Below are 20090 nucleotides of genomic sequence, written 5' to 3'. Positions count from 1 at the left end.
CTCTTTTGTCACACACCCAGGTTTACTGGTCGGTTTTCAGGTTGTTTTTCAACAGTTCGGTAATCACCTGCTGGTCTGTGCTGCCCAGGCTACTCAGTGCAACGTCTTTCAGCAGAATGCTCTGATCGGTCACCGTTGCCGCATTAGCGCCATTGCTGCTAAAGGCACCGCTACTGCTGATCTGTACCAGCGTATCGTTACCACTAGCAGAGAAGTGCAGGTACTGGGTAAGGTTACCGCTGTTCTCACCTTGCAGCAGGTCACGCAGGTCGAGCACATCGCCGCCGACACCGGTCTTGAAGTCGGTAATGACATCGTGCGCCGGGTTGGTAGTAGTGCCTTTGTCCGCCAGCGACCACTGGAAGGTATCCACGCCCAGGCCACCGGTCATGGTGTCGTTACCACTGCCACCGATCAGGGTGTCGTCACCATTACCACCGTTCAGGGTGTCTTTACCGGCACCACCGTTCAGCTGGTCATTACCCTCGCCACCGCTAATGGTGTCGCGCCCATCGGTACCGGTAATGCGGTCGTGACCGCCAGTGCCGGTAGAGGTCGCACCTGTGCGGATGGCCCAGGTACCGCTGCCGGTATCGACCAGATCCTGGTTATCGGCCAGGTTAGGCTGGCTGCCCACCTGGAACAGCGGGAAGCTGTCGGTACCCATCACCTGGTAGCTGCTGTCGGCCGCACCTGCCAGCTTGATCTCGACGCGGAAGGTAGCCGCACCACCCTGATCCCAGTACAGGATCTCGAGTGGCAGCATGCCGCCATTCAGTGCCACGTTAGTGAACACATTGGTGGTGGTGGACTGGATCTGGTCCACCTGCGCCACGCTGGTACCGTCCAGATACACACGATAGCCATCATCGGCGGTAATGCGCAGGTCGTAGCGGCCAGCCTCAGCCAGGTTCAGGTAGGCCAGCATACGGATCATGGCGTCCGAGGTGCTACCCAAGCCGGCACCACCTGCCTTCAGGTCGGTGGCATTATTGGCACCGTTTGCCTTCAGGAAGTTGTACAGGTTGCCCGAGCCACTCACCAGGGTCGTACCGCTTGCCAGCGTCGAGTTATTCCCCAGGTCATTACCAATATTGGAGCTATTGCCACCGGTAGTGCTGAAGCCGAATTCGAGCTTGTTCACCAGGAAGGAGGCATTCATGCCGGCATTGGCCCCAGCGGTCATGGAACCGATCAGACTGCTGTTGTTGCCAGTACGAGCCTCGATCAGCGCCTCTACCTCGGACAGCTTGTCCAGGTTACCGTAAGTGGTATTTTCCTGATAACCGTAGTACTCGGAGCGCAAGCCCAGCGAGCTGGTGCTCACTGCCGTCTGGGTTGCGGCCAACGTGATATCGGTGTAGCTGCCAATCGGTGTAGCCGTCACCGTACCAGACTGGATAGTGACATCCAGATGGCCAGTCGTCTGCGCAGTGCTACCGTTCGGCTCGGTGCTGACAGCAGCCACATCCAGGCCAACAGAACCCAGCGTGCCAGACGGCAGCACCAGCTTGGCAGAAGCCAGCTCGGCCGCAGTCACCGTAATGACCCCATTCACAGCGGCGTAACCACCTGGCATGCTGTTACTCACGATGGTGGCGCCAGCTGGCAAGTTGCTGAACTTGTACGACAGTGCCTCCGAGGTATCGGTATCGGTGAGCTGACCAGTAATGTAGGTCGACAGCGATACCGCAGTCTTGCCGCTGATACCGCCCGAACCCGCCACCACGCCTTGTGTAGTGCTCAGACGGATATCGTCGATCAGCGCACCACGGCCACCTGCATTCTGACCGGTATTGTCCGGCGACAGGCGAATGGTGAGCGTCTCGGTACTACCCGTGCCGGCAAAGCTCAGCTTCAGGTTTTCCCAGTTAAAGCTGTCTTGCGGGCTGGTAGAGCCATAAGTACCCAGCAAGGTGTTACCCAGATACACGGCGATGGTGGTGAAGTCTGTACCAAAGCCCGGGCGGCCGGCGTAATCCAGCGACAGCTCGTATACCTGCCCTGCCACGGTGGCAATATCACGCGAAATACCCAGCGTTTGCACATTCGAAGAAGCATCATTCAGCTCCAGCGCATTGCGGCCATCACCTGGTGCCAGCACCACGGTATTGTTACTGCCATCCTGACGCTGCTGCTGATCACCGGCAGCCCAGACTTCAAACACATTGGTGCCACCTGCCAACTTGTCGCCCGTTGTTACCAAAGTCCAGTTCTCAAATACCGGGCCGCTGACCTGTTGCGAACTATTGTCGCTGTTGGCCGCAGACTCCCAGCTGGTTACCCACAACGTAGCACTGCTGCCGGTTTTCACGGTCAGCGTCGGGGTATCGGCCACCGGCGTGATATCTACCGACATGGTGGCGCTCGCGCTGCTGCCGCCAGCGTTGTCTACTGCCTGGTAGTTGAAGGAGGTGTAATCCTTCTTCAGGTTACCAACACCGCTGGTGGCGAAGCTGTCGCTACCCGACTCGTTAAAGTCAGGCACCAGGCGCAGTTTGCCCGCATCAATATCTGCCTTGCTGATCACCTGGTTGGCCGTTACCGCTACCCAGCCACTGGCGCCCTGGTACTGCAAGGTTCCATCGGCTGGCAGCGAGGCGATTTTCACCGACAGGTTAGCCGCAGCGCTGTCTACATCAGCCACATTGAAGTTGGCCCACGTGAAGACCAGGTTGGTGTCTTCGGTACCGGTAACGTTGCCGCCGGTACTGGTTGGCGCGTCATTTACCGGGTCGATGATCACGGTCAGCGGTGCCGTGGTGGTCTTGCTGTCGCCGCCTACCTGTTCGGTAGAGGTCGCCGTCACGGTCAGGTTCTGGGTACCGTTGTAATCCTGCGGCCCCTTGATCTGCAGCATGGCCAGGTTCCAGCCAGCCGGCAGGGTCACGATGCCGCTCGCGCCTGCGGTTACGATGTCGCCTGCCGCATTTTTCAGCTGGGTGCCGTTTACCAGACCGCTGATGGACACCGACAAGGTTTCCGAGCCGTCGGTATCGGTCAGGCCAGCAGCAATACGCGAGATCGGGATCCAGGTATCTTCGTTACCGCGGTTCAGCGGTACTTCGGTGTAGTAACCACCCTCACCGCTGGCATTCGGCACCAGTGCAGACAAGTTGACGCCTGCATTGGTGATGTCTGCCGTACCGGTGAACAGCTTCAGGTTGGCCGTACTCAGGTCCACGGCAGCGGCACCGTTCACCGACACATTAATGTCGAAGTTACCCGCACCAGCCTCGTTATGGTGGAAGGCAGTCAGGGTGTAGTAGCCATTCGCCGTTGGCGAGAAGGTACCGCTATAGCCACCACCATTGCCCCACAGCGCGTTGGCAACAGTAGCGCCACCCACTTCCAGGCGGAAGCTGTCGTCAGCAATACCGCTGAAGGTGTAGGTCTTACCTGCTTCCAGGTACACCAGGCCGGAGATACGGCTGGCAGTACCCACCGTGACATCGGTCTGAGCGGCGTTGGTAATGGTAGTAGTGCTTTGTGCAGCCGATGCGGCTTCGATACGCGTCTCCAGCGTATCCTGGTTTACACCACTGCCACCGTTGTAAACATCCGCGAACGAGATATTGGTCCACGACTCTTTCTTCAGCCCGGTTGGTGTGGCTGTCGGGGCACTATTGAGACTCAGCGTCGGTGCATCCGCTACCGGGGTAATGTCCACTTTCATGGCCACGGTAGCACTGCTGGCACCCGCAGCGTCCACACCCTGGTAGTTGAAGCTGGCGTAGTCCTGCTTCTGGTTACCTGTACCTGCCGTGCTGTAGCCATCAATACCAGACTCGTTACTATCCGGCGTAAAGCGCAGCTTGCCGGCATCGATATCTGCTTTGCTGATCACCTGGTTAGCCGTCACGCTTACCCAGCCGCTGGCACCGTTGTACTGCAGCGTGCCATCCGCTGGCAGCGTGGTGATCTTGATAGATAGCGTATCGCCACTATCAACATCAGCCACATTGAACTGCGCCCAGGTAAACACATGCAATGTGTCTTCGGTACCGGTGATCTGGCCACCAGTAGCCGTCGGCGCATCGTTCACCGGGGTCACGGTGATGCTCAGCGTGCTGCTGCCGGTACCGCCATTCGGGTCGCGTACGTTGTAGGTCACCACCGGTACACTGCCGTTCCAGTTGTCTACCGGGTCGAACACGTAGTCACCGTTGGCCGCAATGGCCAGCGTGCCCACGTTGGCAATAGTGGCGGTCTGGCCGGCGGTGAAGCTGCCGGTGATGCCAGCAATGCTGAAGGTCGTCACGCTCAGCGCGCCGTCAACGTCACTATCGTTGCTCAGTACGTTGCCAGTAGCGTTGGTTTCTTCGGGCACGGTCTTGGTATCGGCTACCAGGTTGGCCGCATCGTTCACCGCAGCCACCGAAATGGTTGCCTTGGCCGGGGTCGCATCAACCAGGCCGGCATTGTCTTTCGCGCTGTACTGGAACTCGGTCACGCCATTCCAGTTTGCCGATGGCTTGAAGTACACCGTACCGGTCACCACGGCATTGGCGGCCAGTGGCTGCGTGGCCGCGGCATCGCTGTACAGTGTGCCGTTGGCCGGCAGGCTGTTGATCACGAAGCCGGCTACCGAACCGTCTACGTCATAGCCGGACAGGTTGACGGCGATCACGCTATCTTCATTGCCACCTGCAGCTACGTTGGATGTTTCCGGTGCCAGGTTACCTGCAGAAGTCGATGCTTGGCCGCTAGCGGTATTGCCGTTGGCCAGCTCTTTGGCAATGGCTGTTACTTGCAGCGACAGCTGGCCGGTAACCGCACCCGGCACTTGCAGCGACAAACCGGACAGCGATACATCCAGCGCATTGCTGGCCCACAGGCCGGTCAGGGTCAGCGTGCCATCGGCAGCAACCACACCCAGCTCGGTGCCGGTGCTGCTCAGCAGTTTGGAGCCGGCGTACTTGCTGTCCAGTGTCAGCTTGATGCTGTCGATCACTTCGCTACCATCACGGTCTACCAGAGACGTGGCAATAGTCAGCGGGTAGCTGGTCTTGGCAGCGCCCTCTTTCACCCACTGGTTGCTGGTGCTGTTGAAGTAGTAAGTGCCGTCGGCAAACTGCAGGCGTTCAACGTCGTACAGGTTATCGGTACCTTCACCGCCATACGGGTTACCGTTGGTTTGCTTGTCTTTCACCTGGAAAGCCAGGCTGCCACCAGCAGACGCAGTCGGTACGCCAATGGTGTAGTCGGCAAAATTGCCGGCATACACTGCGGTATCCACACCGCTGCCGCCAAACAGGGAATCATCGCCCTGCTCGCCGATCAGGATGTCATTGCCGGCGCCACCATACAGCGTGTCATTCACCTGGCCGGTATTGGAGCCATCCGAGTTACCCAGGATGCCATCATCACCAATCAGGATGTTGTTGCCAGTACTGCCGTGCATGGAAATCAGGTCATTCAGGCCGCCACCTTTCACGGCAAAGCCTTGCGACTCTTTACCCGCAGGCGTTGACCAGGCATCGCCCGAACCAGTGAGCTCGATGGCATTGCTGCCATAGCTTGCCTGCGCATCACTCCAGCCACTGTAGTTCTTGCCGCCACTGTACGGGCTGCCGGCATCGTAGCTACCGGCCCCCAGTGTCACCGATACCGTCGGTACATCGGCAACCGGCACCACGTTCACAGTCAGCGTATTTGGTGTGCCATCAAAGTTGCCACCGCTGTCTTTCACGCTAAAGGTCAGCTGTGCATAGCCACCGCTGAGCTTGCTCTCGTGGGTATCCGGCTGGAAGACCAGCTTGCCGGCGGCCAGATCCGCCGCACTCACTACCACACCGGCCGTAGCCAGCGTACCGTTGAGGTACAGCTTGCCGTCGGTCGGCAGGGTATCAATGCGAACCGCAGACAAGGTGTCACCCGCGTCGCTATCGGTAAAGCCAAAGTCAGCTGCACCCAGGGTGCGAGCCGTATCTTCGTTGATGCTGATCGTCTTGTCGGTGCCATTCGGCGCCGAATCGTTATCAACGATGGTACCGGTGGCGTCTTTGCCACCCACGGCCAGTTTCAGCGTTTCGTCGGCTTCATCCACGGTGTCGTTGATGGTCGGTACGGTCACGGTGAAGCTGCTCACACCGGCCGGTACGATCACGCTCTTGCCATCGGCACTCAGCGTTACGCCGTTGCTGAAGGTGACGCCTGCACGGTTGAAGTCGCCTTCGGCGGCGGTGACGCCAGCCAGGCTGAAGCTGTGGCTGGTGGTCTGTTCGCTGGCGGCGCTCAGGTCTACCTTGAAGTTCAGCGCCGTGCCTTCGTCGGCTTTGGCGCCGGTGTTGGTCACGCTCACGCCGCTGATGGTTGGCGCATCGTCGTTATCGACGATGGTGCCGGTGGCGTCTTTGCCACCCACGGCCAGTTTCAGCGTTTCGTCGGCTTCATCCACGGTGTCGTTGATGGTCGGTACGGTCACGGTGAAGCTGCTCACACCGGCCGGTACGATCACGCTCTTGCCATCGGCACTCAGCGTTACGCCGTTGCTGAAGGTGACGCCTGCACGGTTGAAGTCGCCTTCGGCGGCGGTGACGCCAGCCAGGCTGAAGCTGTGGCTGGTGGTCTGTTCGCTGGCGGCGCTCAGGTCTACCTTGAAGTTCAGCGCCGTGCCTTCGTCGGCTTTGGCGCCGGTGTTGGTCACGCTCACGCCGCTGATGGTTGGCGCATCGTCGTTATCGACGATGGTGCCGGTGGCGTCTTTGCCGCCTACGGCCAGTTTCAGCGTTTCGTCGGCTTCATCCACGGTGTCGTTGATGGTCGGTACGGTGACGGTAAAGCTGCTCACACCGGCCGGTACGATCACGCTCTTGCCGTCGGCACTCAGCGTTACGCCGTTAGTGAACGTTACTTTGCTGCGGTCGAAGTCGCCTTCGGCTGCAGTCACGCCGGCCAGGCTGAAGCTGTGGCTGGTGGCTTGTTCGCTGGCGGCGCTCAGGTCCACCTTGAAGTTCAGCACGGTGCCTTCGTCGGCTTTGGCGCCGGTGTTGGTCACGCTCACGCCGCTGATGGTTGGCGCATCGTCGTTGTCGACGATGGTGCCGGTGGCGTCTTTGCCGCCTACGGCCAACTTCAGCGTTTCGTCAGCTTCATCCACGGTGTCGTTGATGGTCGGTACGGTGACGGTAAAGCTGCTCACACCGGCCGGTACGATCACGCTCTTGCCGTCGGCACTCAGCGTTACGCCGTTAGTGAACGTTACTTTGCTGCGGTCGAAGTCGCCTTCGGCTGCAGTCACGCCGGCCAGGCTGAAGCTGTGGCTGGTGGCTTGTTCGCTGGCGGCGCTCAGGTCCACCTTGAAGTTCAGCACGGTGCCTTCGTCGGCTTTGGCGCCGGTGTTGGTCACGCTCACGCCGCTGATGGTCGGCGCATCGTCGTTATCGACGATGGTGCCGGTGGCGTCTTTGCCACCCACGGCCAGTTTCAGCGTTTCGTCGGCTTCATCCACGGTGTCGTTGATGGTCGGTACGGTCACGGTGAAGCTGCTGACACCGGCCGGCACGATCACGCTCTTGCCGTCGGCACTCAGCGTTACGCCGTTAGTGAACGTTACTTTGCTGCGGTCGAAGTCGCCTTCGGCTGCGGTCACGCCGGCCAGGCTAAAGCTGTGGCTGGTGGTCTGTTCGCTGGCAGCGCTCAGGTCTACCTTGAAGTTCAGCGCCGTGCCTTCGTCGGCTTTGGCGTCGGTGTTGGTCACGCTCACGCCGCTGATGGTCGGGGTGGCATCGTTATCAACGATGGTGCCGGTGGCGTCTTTGCCGCCTACGGCCAACTTCAGCGTTTCGTCGGCTTCATCCACGGTGTCGTTGATGGTCGGTACGGTCACGGTGAAGCTGCTCACCCCGGCCGGCACGATCACGCTCTTGCCATCGGCGCTGAGGGTCACGCCGTTGCTGAAGGTGACGCCTGCGCGGTTGAAGTCGCCTTCGGACGCCGTCACACCGGCCAGGCTGAAGCTGTGGCTGGTGGTCTGTTCGCTGGCGGCGCTCAGGTCCACCTTGAAGTTCAGCGCAGTGCCTTCGTCGGCTTTGGCGTCGGTGTTGGTCACGCTCACGCCGCTGATGGTCGGGGTGGCATCGTTATCAACGATGGTACCGGTGGCGTCTTTACCACCGACGGCCAACTTCAGTGTTTCGTCGGCTTCATCCACGGTGTCGTTGATGGTCGGTACGGTCACGGTGAAGCTGCTCACCCCGGCCGGCACGATCACGCTCTTGCCATCGGCGCTGAGGGTCACGCCGTTGCTGAAGGTGACGCCTGCACGGTTGAAGTCGCCTTCGGACGCCGTCACACCGGCCAGGCTGAAGCTGTGGCTGGTGGTCTGTTCGCTGGCGGCGCTCAGGTCTACCTTGAAGTTCAGCGCCGTGCCTTCGTCGGCTTTGGCGTCGGTATTGGTCACGCTCACGCCGCTGATGGTCGGGGTGGCATCGTTGTCGACGATGGTACCGGTGGCGTCTTTGCCACCGACGGCCAACTTCAGCGTTTCGTCGGCTTCATCCACGGTGTCGTTGATGGTCGGTACGGTCACGGTGAAGCTGCTCACACCGGCCGGCACGATCACGCTCTTGCCGTCGGCACTCAGCGTTACGCCGTTAGTGAACGTTACTTTGCTGCGGTCGAAGTCGCCTTCGGCTGCAGTCACGCCGGCCAGGCTGAAGCTGTGGCTGGTGGCTTGTTCGCTGGCGGAGCTCAGGTCCACCTTGAAGTTCAGCACGGTGCCTTCGTCGGCTTTGGCGCCGGTGTTGGTCACGCTCACGCCGCTGATGGTCGGCGCATCGTCGTTATCGACGATGGTGCCGGTGGCGTCTTTGCCGCCTACGGCCAACTTCAGCGTTTCGTCGGCTTCATCCACGGTGTCGTTGATGGTCGGTACGGTCACGGTGAAGCTGCTCACCCCGGCCGGTACGATCACGCTCTTGCCATCGGCGCTGAGGGTCACGCCGTTAGTGAACGTTACTTTGCTGCGGTCGAAGTCGCCTTCGACTGCGGTCACGCCGGCCAGGCTAAAGCTGTGGCTGGTGGCTTGTTCGCTGGCGGCGCTCAGGTCCACCTTGAAGTTCAGCGCATTGCCTTCGTCGGCTTTGGCGCCGGTGTTGGTCACGCTCACGCCGCTGATGGTCGGGGCATCGTCGTTATCGACGATGGTGCCGGTGGCGTCTTTGCCGCCTACGGCCAACTTCAGCGTTTCGTCGGCTTCATCCACGGTGTCGTTGATGGTCGGTACGGTCACGGTGAAGCTGCTCACCCCGGCCGGTACGATCACGCTCTTGCCGTCGGCACTCAGCGTTACGCCGTTAGTGAACGTTACTTTGCTGCGGTCGAAGTCGCCTTCGGCTGCGGTCACGCCGGCCAGGCTAAAGCTGTGGCTGGTGGCTTGTTCGCTGGCGGCGCTCAGGTCCACCTTGAAGTTCAGCGCGGTACCTTCGTCGGCTTTGGCGCCGGTATTGGTCACGCTCACGCCGCTGATGGTCGGCGCATCGTCGTTATCGACGATGGTGCCGGTGGCGTCTTTGCCGCCTACGGCCAACTTCAGCGTTTCGTCGGCTTCATCCACGGTGTCGTTGATGGTCGGTACGGTCACGGTGAAGCTGCTCACCCCGGCCGGTACGATCACGCTCTTGCCATCGGCGCTGAGGGTCACGCCGTTAGTGAACGTTACTTTGCTGCGGTCGAAGTCGCCTTCGACTGCGGTCACGCCGGCCAGGCTAAAGCTGTGGCTGGTGGCTTGTTCGCTGGCGGCGCTCAGGTCCACCTTGAAGTTCAGCGCATTGCCTTCGTCGGCTTTGGCGCCGGTGTTGGTCACGCTCACGCCGCTGATGGTCGGGGCATCGTCGTTATCGACGATGGTGCCGGTGGCGTCTTTGCCGCCTACGGCCAACTTCAGCGTTTCGTCGGCTTCATCCACGGTGTCGTTGATGGTCGGTACGGTCACGGTGAAGCTGCTCACCCCGGCCGGTACGATCACGCTCTTGCCGTCGGCGCTGAGGGTTACGCCGTTGCTGAAGGTGACGCCTGCGCGGTTGAAGTCGCCTTCGGCTGCGGTCACGCCGGCCAGGCTAAAGCTGTGGCTGGTGGCTTGTTCGCTGGCGGCGCTCAGGTCCACCTTGAAGTTCAGCGCGGTACCTTCGTCGGCTTTGGCGCCGGTATTGGTCACGCTCACGCCGCTGATGGTCGGGGCATCGTCGTTGTCGACGATGGTGCCGGTGGCGTCTTTGCCGCCCACGGCCAACTTCAGCGTTTCGTCGGCTTCATCCACGGTGTCGTTGATGGTCGGTACGGTGACGGTGAAGCTGCTCACCCCGGCCGGCACGATCACGCTCTTGCCGTCGGCACTGAGGGTCACGCCGTTGCTGAATGTGACGCCTGCGCGGTTGAAGTCGCCTTCGGACGCAGTGACACCGGCCAGGCTGAAGCTGTGGCTGGTGGTCTGTTCGCTGGCGGCGCTCAGGTCTACCTTGAAGTTCAGCGCCGTACCTTCGTCGGCTTTGGCGTCGGTGTTGGTCACGCTCACGCCGCTGATGGTCGGGGTGGCGTCGTTGTCGACGATGGTGCCGGTGGCGTCTTTGCCGCCTACGGCCAACTTCAGCGTTTCGTCGGCTTCATCCACGGTGTCGTTGATGGTCGGTACGGTGACGGTGAAGCTGCTCACCCCGGCCGGTACGATCACGCTCTTGCCGTCGGCGCTGAGGGTTACGCCGTTAGTGAACGTTACTTTGCTGCGGTCGAAGTCGCCTTCGGCTGCAGTCACGCCGGCCAGGCTGAAGCTGTGGCTGGTGGTCTGTTCGCTGGCGGCGCTCAGGTCTACCTTGAAGTTCAGCGCCGTGCCTTCATCGGCTTTGGCGCCGGTGTTGGTCACGCTCACACCGCTGATGGTCGGGGCATCGTCGTTGTCGACGATGGTGCCGGTGGCGTCTTTGCCGCCTACGGCCAACTTCAGCGTTTCGTCGGCTTCATCCACGGTGTCGTTGATGGTCGGTACGGTGACGGTGAAGCTGCTCACCCCGGCCGGCACGATCACGCTCTTGCCGTCGGCACTGAGGGTCACGCCGTTGCTGAATGTGACGCCTGCGCGGTTGAAGTCGCCTTCGGACGCAGTGACACCGGCCAGGCTGAAGCTGTGGCTGGTGGTCTGTTCGCTGGCGGCGCTCAGGTCTACCTTGAAGTTCAGCGCCGTGCCTTCATCGGCTTTGGCGCCGGTGTTGGTCACGCTCACACCGCTGATGGTCGGGGCATCGTCGTTGTCGACGATGGTGCCGGTGGCGTCTTTGCCACCGACGGCCAACTTCAGCGTTTCGTCGGCTTCATCCACGGTGTCGTTCACGGTCGGTACGGTCACGGTGAAGCTGCTCACACCGGCCGGCACGGTCACGCTCTTGCCGTCGGCGCTGAGGGTCACACCGTTAGTGAACGTTACTTTGCTGCGGTCGAAGTCGCCTTCGGCGGCAGTCACGCCGGCCAGGCTGAAGCTGTGGCTGGTGGTTTGTTCGCTGGCTGCGCTCAGGTCCACCTTGAAGTTCAGCGCGGTGCCTTCGTCGGCTTTGGCGCCGGTGTTGGTCACGCTCACACCGCTGATGGTCGGGGTGGCATCGTTGTCGACGATGGTACCGGTGGCGTCTTTGCCACCGACGGCCAACTTCAGCGTTTCGTCGGCTTCATCCACGGTGTCGTTGATGGTCGGTACGGTCACGGTGAAGCTGCTCACACCGGCCGGCACGATCACGCTCTTGCCGTCGGCACTCAGCGTTACGCCGTTAGTGAACGTTACTTTGCTGCGGTCGAAGTCGCCTTCGGCTGCAGTCACGCCGGCCAGGCTGAAGCTGTGGCTGGTGGCTTGTTCGCTGGCGGCGCTCAGGTCCACCTTGAAGTTCAGCACGGTGCCTTCGTCGGCTTTGGCGCCGGTGTTGGTCACGCTCACGCCGCTGATGGTCGGCGCATCGTCGTTATCGACGATGGTGCCGGTGGCGTCTTTGCCGCCTACGGCCAACTTCAGCGTTTCGTCGGCTTCATCCACGGTGTCGTTGATGGTCGGTACGGTCACGGTGAAGCTGCTCACCCCGGCCGGTACGATCACGCTCTTGCCATCGGCGCTGAGGGTCACGCCGTTAGTGAACGTTACTTTGCTGCGGTCGAAGTCGCCTTCGACTGCGGTCACGCCGGCCAGGCTAAAGCTGTGGCTGGTGGCTTGTTCGCTGGCGGCGCTCAGGTCCACCTTGAAGTTCAGCGCATTGCCTTCGTCGGCTTTGGCGCCGGTGTTGGTCACGCTCACGCCGCTGATGGTCGGCGCATCGTCGTTATCGACGATGGTGCCGGTGGCGTCTTTGCCGCCTACGGCCAACTTCAGCGTTTCGTCGGCTTCATCCACGGTGTCGTTGATGGTCGGTACGGTCACGGTGAAGCTGCTCACCCCGGCCGGTACGATCACGCTCTTGCCGTCGGCGCTGAGGGTTACGCCGTTGCTGAAGGTGACGCCTGCGCGGTTGAAGTCGCCTTCGGCTGCGGTCACGCCGGCCAGGCTAAAGCTGTGGCTGGTGGCTTGTTCGCTGGCGGCGCTCAGGTCCACCTTGAAGTTCAGCGCGGTACCTTCGTCGGCTTTGGCGCCGGTATTGGTCACGCTCACGCCGCTGATGGTCGGCGCATCGTCGTTATCGACGATGGTGCCGGTGGCGTCTTTGCCGCCTACGGCCAACTTCAGCGTTTCGTCGGCTTCATCCACGGTGTCGTTGATGGTCGGTACGGTCACGGTGAAGCTGCTCACCCCGGCCGGTACGATCACGCTCTTGCCATCGGCGCTGAGGGTCACGCCGTTAGTGAACGTTACTTTGCTGCGGTCGAAGTCGCCTTCGACTGCGGTCACGCCGGCCAGGCTAAAGCTGTGGCTGGTGGCTTGTTCGCTGGCGGCGCTCAGGTCCACCTTGAAGTTCAGCGCAGTGCCTTCGTCGGCTTTGGCGCCGGTGTTGGTCACGCTCACGCCGCTGATGGTCGGGGCATCGTCGTTATCGACGATGGTGCCGGTGGCGTCTTTGCCGCCTACGGCCAACTTCAGCGTTTCGTCGGCTTCATCCACGGTGTCGTTGATGGTCGGTACGGTCACGGTGAAGCTGCTCACACCGGCCGGTACGATCACGCTCTTGCCGTCGGCGCTGAGGGTCACACCGTTGCTGAAGGTGACGCCTGCGCGGTTGAAGTCGCCTTCGGCGGCGGTGACGCCGGCCAGGCTGAACGCAAAGGTGGTCTGGCTGGCGGACGCATTGCTCAGCTGTACGTTGAAGTTCAGCGCAGTGCCTTCGTCTGCTTTGGCGCCGGCGTTGCTCACGTCAACAGAGGCGATGGTCGGTGCGCCGTCGTTATCGATGATGGTGCCGGTGGCGTCTTTGCCGCCGATGCTCAGCTTGACGGTTTCGTCGGCTTCGTCGGTGGTGTCCTGCGTGGTCGGTACGGTGACGGTAAAGCTGGTCACGCCAGCCGGTACGGTGATCTTGCCGGTGCCGGCGTCGTAGCTGACGCCGTCGCTGAAGCTGGCTTTGCCGTAGTCGTCGGACGTGGCGGTGCCGTCTTTCAGTACAAAGTCGAAGGTGGTGCTGGTGCTGCTGGCGTTGGACAGCTTGACGCTGAACGACAGGCTATCGCCTTCGATGGCGGACACGTCGTTCGGGTTGGCCGCAGCCGGGTCCGGTTTGCCGATGTGTTCGATGGTCGGCGCATCGTCGTTATCCACGATGGTACCGGTGGCGTCTTTGCCGCCGATGCTCAGCTTGACGGTTTCGTTCGGCTCGTCGGTGGTGTCCTGGGTGGTCGGTACGGTGACAGTGAAGCTGGTCACGCCGGCCGGTACGGTGATCTTGCCGGTGCCGGCGTCGTAGCTTACGCCGTCGCTGAAGCTGGCTTTGCCGTAGTCGTCAGCGGTGGCGGTGCCGTCTTTCAACACAAAGTCGAAGGTGGTGCTGGTGCTGCTGGCGTTGGACAGCTTGACGGTAAAGCTCAGCTCGCTGCCTTCGTCAGCGGACACGTCGTTCGGGTTGGCCGCAGCCGGGTCCGGTTTGCCGATGTGCTCGATAGTCGGGGCATCGTCGTTGTCGACGATGGTACCGGTGGCGTCTTTGCCGCCTACGGCCAACTTCAGTGTTTCGTCGGCTTCATCCACGGTGTCGTTGATGGTCGGTACGGTCACGGTGAAGCTGCTCACCCCGGCCGGTACGATCACGCTCTTGCCATCGGCGCTGAGGGTCACACCGTTGCTGAAGGTGACGCCTGCGCGGTTGAAGTCGCCTTCGGCGGCGGTGACGCCGGCCAGGCTGAACGCAAAGGTGGTCTGGCTGGCGGACGCATTGCTCAGCTGTACGTTGAAGTTCAGCGCAGTGCCTTCGTCTGCTTTGGCGCCGGCGTTGCTCACGTCAACAGAGGCGATGGTCGGTGCGCCGTCGTTGTCGATGATGGTGCCGGTGGCGTCTTTACCGCCGATGCTCAGCTTGACGGTTTCGTCGGCTTCGTCGGTGGTGTCCTGGGTGGTCGGTACGGTGACGGTGAAGCTGGTCACGCCGGCCGGTACGGTGATCTTGCCGGTGCCGGCGTCGTAGCTTACGCCGTCGCTGAAGCTGGCTTTGCCGTAGTCGTCGGACGTGGCGGTGCCGTCTTTCAGCACAAAGTCGAAGGTGGTGCTGGTGCTGCTGGCGTTGGACAGCTTGACGCTGAACGACAGGCTATCGCCTTCGATGGCGGACACGTCGTTCGGGTTGGCCGCAGCCGGGTCCGGTTTGCCGATGTGTTCGATGGTCGGCGCATCGTCGTTATCCACGATGGTGCCGGTGGCGTCTTTGCCGCCGATGCTCAGCTTGACGGTTTCGTTCGGCTCGTCGGTGGTGTCCTGGGTAGTCGGTACGGTCACGGTGAAGCTGGTCACGCCGGCCGGTACGGTGATCTTGCCGGTGCCGGCGTCGTAGCTTACGCCGTCGCTGAAGCTGGCTTTGCCGTAGTCGTCAGCGGTAGCGGTGCCGTCTTTCAGTACAAAGTCGAAGGTGGTGCTGGTGCTGCTGGCGTTGGACAGCTTGACGGTAAAGCTCAGCTCGCTGCCTTCGTCGGCGGACACGTCGTTCGGGTTGGCCGCAGCCGGGTCCGGTTTGCCGATGTGCTCGATGGTCGGTGCGCCGTCGTTATCCACGATGGTACCGGTGGCGTCTTTGCCACCGACGGCCAACTTCAGCGTTTCGTCGGCTTCATCCACGGTGTCGTTGATGGTCGGTACGGTCACGGTGAAGCTGCTCACCCCGGCCGGCACGATCACGCTCTTGCCGTCGGCGCTGAGGGTTACGCCGTTACTGAAGGTGACGCCTGCGCGGTTGAAGTCGCCTTCGGACGCCGTCACACCGGCCAGGCTGAAGTCAAAGGTGGTCTGGCTGGCGGACGCATTGCTCAGCTGTACGTTGAAGTTCAGCGCCGTGCCTTCGTCGGCTTTGGCGTCGGCGTTGCTCACGTCAACAGAGGCGATGGTCGGTGCGCCGTCGTTGTCGATGATGGTGCCGGTGGCGTCTTTGCCGCCGATGCTCAGCTTGACGGTTTCGTCGGCTTCGTCGGTGGTGTCCTGCGTGGTCGGTACGGTAACGGTGAAGCTGGTCACGCCGGCCGGTACGGTGATCTTGCCGGTGCCGGCGTCGTAGCTTACGCCGTCGCTGAAGCTGGCTTTGCCGTAGTCGTCAGCGGTGGCGGTGCCGTCTTTCAGCACAAAGTCGAAGGTGGTGCTGGTGCTGCTGGCGTTGGACAGCTTGACGCTGAACGACAGGCTATCGCCTTCGATGGCGGACACGTCGTTCGGGTTGGCCGCAGCCGGGTCCGGTTTGCCGATGTGTTCGATGGTCGGCGCATCGTCGTTGTCGACGATGGTACCGGTGGCGTCTTTGCCGCCGATGCTCAGCTTGACGGTTTCGTTCGGCTCGTCGGTGGTGTCCTGGGTGGTCGGTACGGTGACGGTGAAGCTGGTCACGCCGGCCGGTACGGTGATCTTGCCGGTACCGGCGTCGTAGCTTACGCCGTCGCTGAAGCTGGCTTTGCCGTAGTCGTCAGCGGTAGCGGTGCCGTCTTTCAGCACAAAGTCGAAGGTGGTGCTGGTGCTGCTGGCGTTGGACAGCTTGACGGTAAAGCTCAGCTCGCTGCCTTCGTCGGCAGACACGTCGTTCGGGTTGGCCGCAGCCGGGTCCGGTTTGCCGATGTGCTCGATGGTCGGGGCATCGTCGTTGTCGACGATGGTGCCGGTGGCGTCTTTGCCGCCTACGGCCAGTTTCAGTGTTTCGTCGGCTTCATCCACGGTGTCGTTGATGGTCGGTACGGTGACGGTGAAGCTGCTCACACCGGCCGGCACGATCACGCTCTTGCCGTCGGCGCTGAGGGTCACACCGTTGCTGAAGGTGACGCCTGCACGGTTGAAGTCGCCTTCGGACGCCGTCACGCCGGCCAGGCTGAACGCAAAGGTGGTCTGGCTGGCGGACGCATTGCTCAGCTGTACGTTGAAGTTCAGTGCCGTGCCTTCGTCGGCTTTGGCGCCGGCGTTGCTCACGTCAACAGAGGCGATGGACGGTGCGCCGTCGTTGTCGATGATGGTGCCGGTGGCGTCTTTGCCGCCGATGCTCAGCTTGACGGTTTCGTCGGCTTCGTCGGTGGTGTCCTGGGTGGTCGGTACGGTGACGGTGAAGCTGGTCACGCCGGCCGGTACGGTGATCTTGCCGGTGCCGGCGTCGTAGCTGACGCCGTCGCTGAAGCTGGCTTTGCCGTAGTCGTCGGACGTGGCGGTGCCGTCTTTCAGTACAAAGTCGAAGGTGGTGCTGGTGCTGCTGGCGTTGGACAGCTTGACGCTGAACGACAGGCTATCGCCTTCGATGGCGGACACGTCGTTCGGGTTGGCCGCAGCCGGGTCCGGTTTGCCGATGTGTTCGATGGTCGGCGCATCGTCGTTATCCACGATGGTACCGGTGGCGTCTTTGCCACCGATGCTCAGCTTGACGGTTTCGTTCGGCTCGTCGGTGGTGTCCTGCGTGGTCGGTACGGTGACGGTGAAGCTGGTCACGCCGGCCGGTACGGTGATCTTGCCGGTACCGGCGTCGTAGCTTACGCCGTCGCTGAAGCTGGCTTTGCCGTAGTCGTCAGCGGTAGCGGTGCCGTCTTTCAGCACAAAGTCGAAGGTGGTGCTGGTGCTGCTGGCGTTGGACAGCTTGACGGTAAAGCTCAGCTCGCTGCCTTCGTCGGCAGACACGTCGTTCGGGTTGGCCGCAGCCGGGTCCGGTTTGCCGATGTGTTCGATGGTCGGCGCATCGTCGTTGTCGACGATGGTGCCGGTGGCGTCTTTGCCGCCTACGGCCAACTTCAGCGTTTCGTCGGCTTCATCCACGGTGTCGTTGATGGTCGGTACGGTCACGGTGAAGCTGCTCACACCGGCCGGTACGATCACGCTCTTGCCGTCGGCGCTGAGGGTCACACCGTTGCTGAAGGTGACGCCTGCGCGGTTGAAGTCGCCTTCGGCGGCGGTGACGCCGGCCAGGCTGAACGCAAAGGTGGTCTGGCTGGCGGACGCATTGCTCAGCTGTACGTTGAAGTTCAGCGCAGTGCCTTCGTCTGCTTTGGCGCCGGCGTTGCTCACGTCAACAGAGGCGATGGTCGGTGCGCCGTCGTTGTCGATGATGGTGCCGGTGGCGTCTTTACCGCCGATGCTCAGCTTGACGGTTTCGTCGGCTTCGTCGGTGGTGTCCTGGGTGGTCGGTACGGTGACGGTGAAGCTGGTCACGCCGGCCGGTACGGTGATCTTGCCGGTGCCGGCGTCGTAGCTTACGCCGTCGCTGAAGCTGGCTTTGCCGTAGTCGTCGGACGTGGCGGTGCCGTCTTTCAGCACAAAGTCGAAGGTGGTGCTGGTGCTGCTGGCGTTGGACAGCTTGACGCTGAACGACAGGCTATCGCCTTCGATGGCGGACACGTCGTTCGGGTTGGCCGCAGCCGGGTCCGGTTTGCCGATGTGTTCGATGGTCGGCGCATCGTCGTTATCCACGATGGTGCCGGTGGCGTCTTTGCCGCCGATGCTCAGCTTGACGGTTTCGTTCGGCTCGTCGGTGGTGTCCTGGGTGGTCGGTACGGTGACAGTGAAGCTGGTCACGCCGGCCGGTACGGTGATCTTGCCGGTGCCGGCGTCGTAGCTTACGCCGTCGCTGAAGCTGGCTTTGCCGTAGTCGTCAGCGGTGGCGGTGCCGTCTTTCAACACAAAGTCGAAGGTGGTGCTGGTGCTGCTGGCGTTGGACAGCTTGACGGTAAAGCTCAGCTCGCTGCCTTCGTCGGCGGACACGTCGTTCGGGTTGGCCGCAGCCGGGTCCGGTTTGCCGATGTGTTCGATGGTCGGGGCATCGTCGTTGTCGACGATGGTGCCGGTGGCGTCTTTGCCGCCGATGCTCAGCTTGACGGTTTCGTTCGGCTCGTCGGTGGTGTCCTGCGTGGTCGGTACGGTGACGGTGAAGCTGGTCACGCCGGCCGGTACGGTGATCTTGCCGGTGCCGGCGTCGTAGCTTACGCCGTTACTGAAGCTGGCTTTGCCGTAGTCGTCAGCGGTAGCGGTGCCGTCTTTCAGCACAAAGTCGAAGGTGGTGGCTATCGTGCTAGCCGTGCTGAGGCGAACATCAAACACCAGATTGCTGCCCTCGTCTGCCGAAGCAGCGCCTGGGCCAGCGACGGAGCCAACAAAGTCGATCTGGGCGGTGTTGATCTGCGCACTGTCTTTACCTTCTGGCGAGACGTTGCCAGCCGGGTCGGTCAGGGTTGCGGTAACGGTAAGCTGACTACCTTCGGCCGGTGGGTCCAGGGTAATGGCGACGGTACCGGTACGGATATCGCTATCCGTCAGGGTAATAGTCTGTGTGGTAGTACCACTATTGATGGTGAGCACATCCCCTGCGTTAGTGCCTGCAGGCAGGGTAATGCTGACGTCTACCTTGCCGGACAGTTCGCCATTGGCGATAACCCCGTCGTTATTGGCGTCTTCGGTAATCACCACCACAGGCGCGAGCGGCGCGGTGGTATCGATCTGCGCGGTACCGGTATTGCTGGCTGTATTACCCAGCGGGTCGGTAGCGGTAACGGTGAGGTTGCTGCCACCCTCAGGCAGAGGACGGGTCGACTCTACCGACCAGCGGCCATCGGTACCCACGGTTGCGGTACCAATGACATTACCGTCTTTGTCGCTTACCACAATAGTAGCGCCAGTTTCGCCGGTACCGCTTAGCAGTGGCGTGGTATCGCGCGTAGGGCCTACATTATCAATGGTAACGGTCGTGGTGGTATCGATGATGGCCGTCGCGACACTGGTAGCTTTGTTGCCATTGGTATCGGTGGCGACTGCGGTCAGGCCTGTGTTGCCATCCGGCAAGGCAACCGTAGACTCTACCGACCAGGTACCATTAGCGGCGACCACGGTAGTCGCAATCACCTGGCCTGCTGCGTTGCTGATGACAACCGTTGCGCCGGCCTCACCGGTACCGGTCAATAGCGGGGTATTGTCACGGCTAGGGCCAACGTTATTGATGGTAACCGTAGTACTGTCGTCGACCAGTACCGTGGTGGTATCTGTGGTCTGGACCGTTTCCGCGCTAACCGCATCAATCTGGTTATTCAGCGACAGCGGCTGGATACTCTCGGCTACCCGGCTGATCACCACAAACGAGTTGCCGCCATCCTCGCCGCCGCCCGCCGCCAGACCTGCCGCAGTCTCTTCCAGACCTTGCAATGGGTCCTGACCACTTTCCAGTGCGGCCAACACCTGCTGGGCGTCCGGGTTCAGTGCTGCGATGGCGGCATCAGTGGCGTCCGTGCCTTGAAGCCCAAATACGTCATCGGTAATCGTGAGATCACGCGCCTCGGCAATCTTGACGATATGACCGTTACTACCCTGAAGTTCGATTGCGCCATCCGCCGGCACAACCAGACGTTCCCCCGCAGCCACAATGTCGCCCAGCTTCAGAATGCGCTGAGAACCATCTGCAGCAATGGCCAGTACTTTGCCAGTGAGAGACACAACTTTACCTTGAGCAACATTGACAGCGGCAGCCATGGTCGAACTCCAGAGA

1 protein-coding gene is annotated in these 20090 nt (G+C 61.6%); it reads right to left on the bottom strand.

The window, feature by feature from the left end:
* Positions 1-22: 22 nt before the first annotated feature.
* The gene (locus LCH97_RS14075; protein ID WP_227302247.1) at positions 23-20074 is read right to left on the bottom strand and encodes a cadherin-like domain-containing protein; all 20052 of its coding nucleotides are present in this window, start codon (positions 20072-20074) and stop codon (positions 23-25) included.
* Between the last annotated feature and the right edge of the window lie 16 nt (positions 20075-20090).

This window comes from Vogesella sp. XCS3, from assembly GCF_020616155.1.
GTDB lineage: Bacteria > Pseudomonadota > Gammaproteobacteria > Burkholderiales > Chromobacteriaceae > Vogesella.
This window is presented reverse-complemented; position numbering and strand designations above follow the sequence as displayed.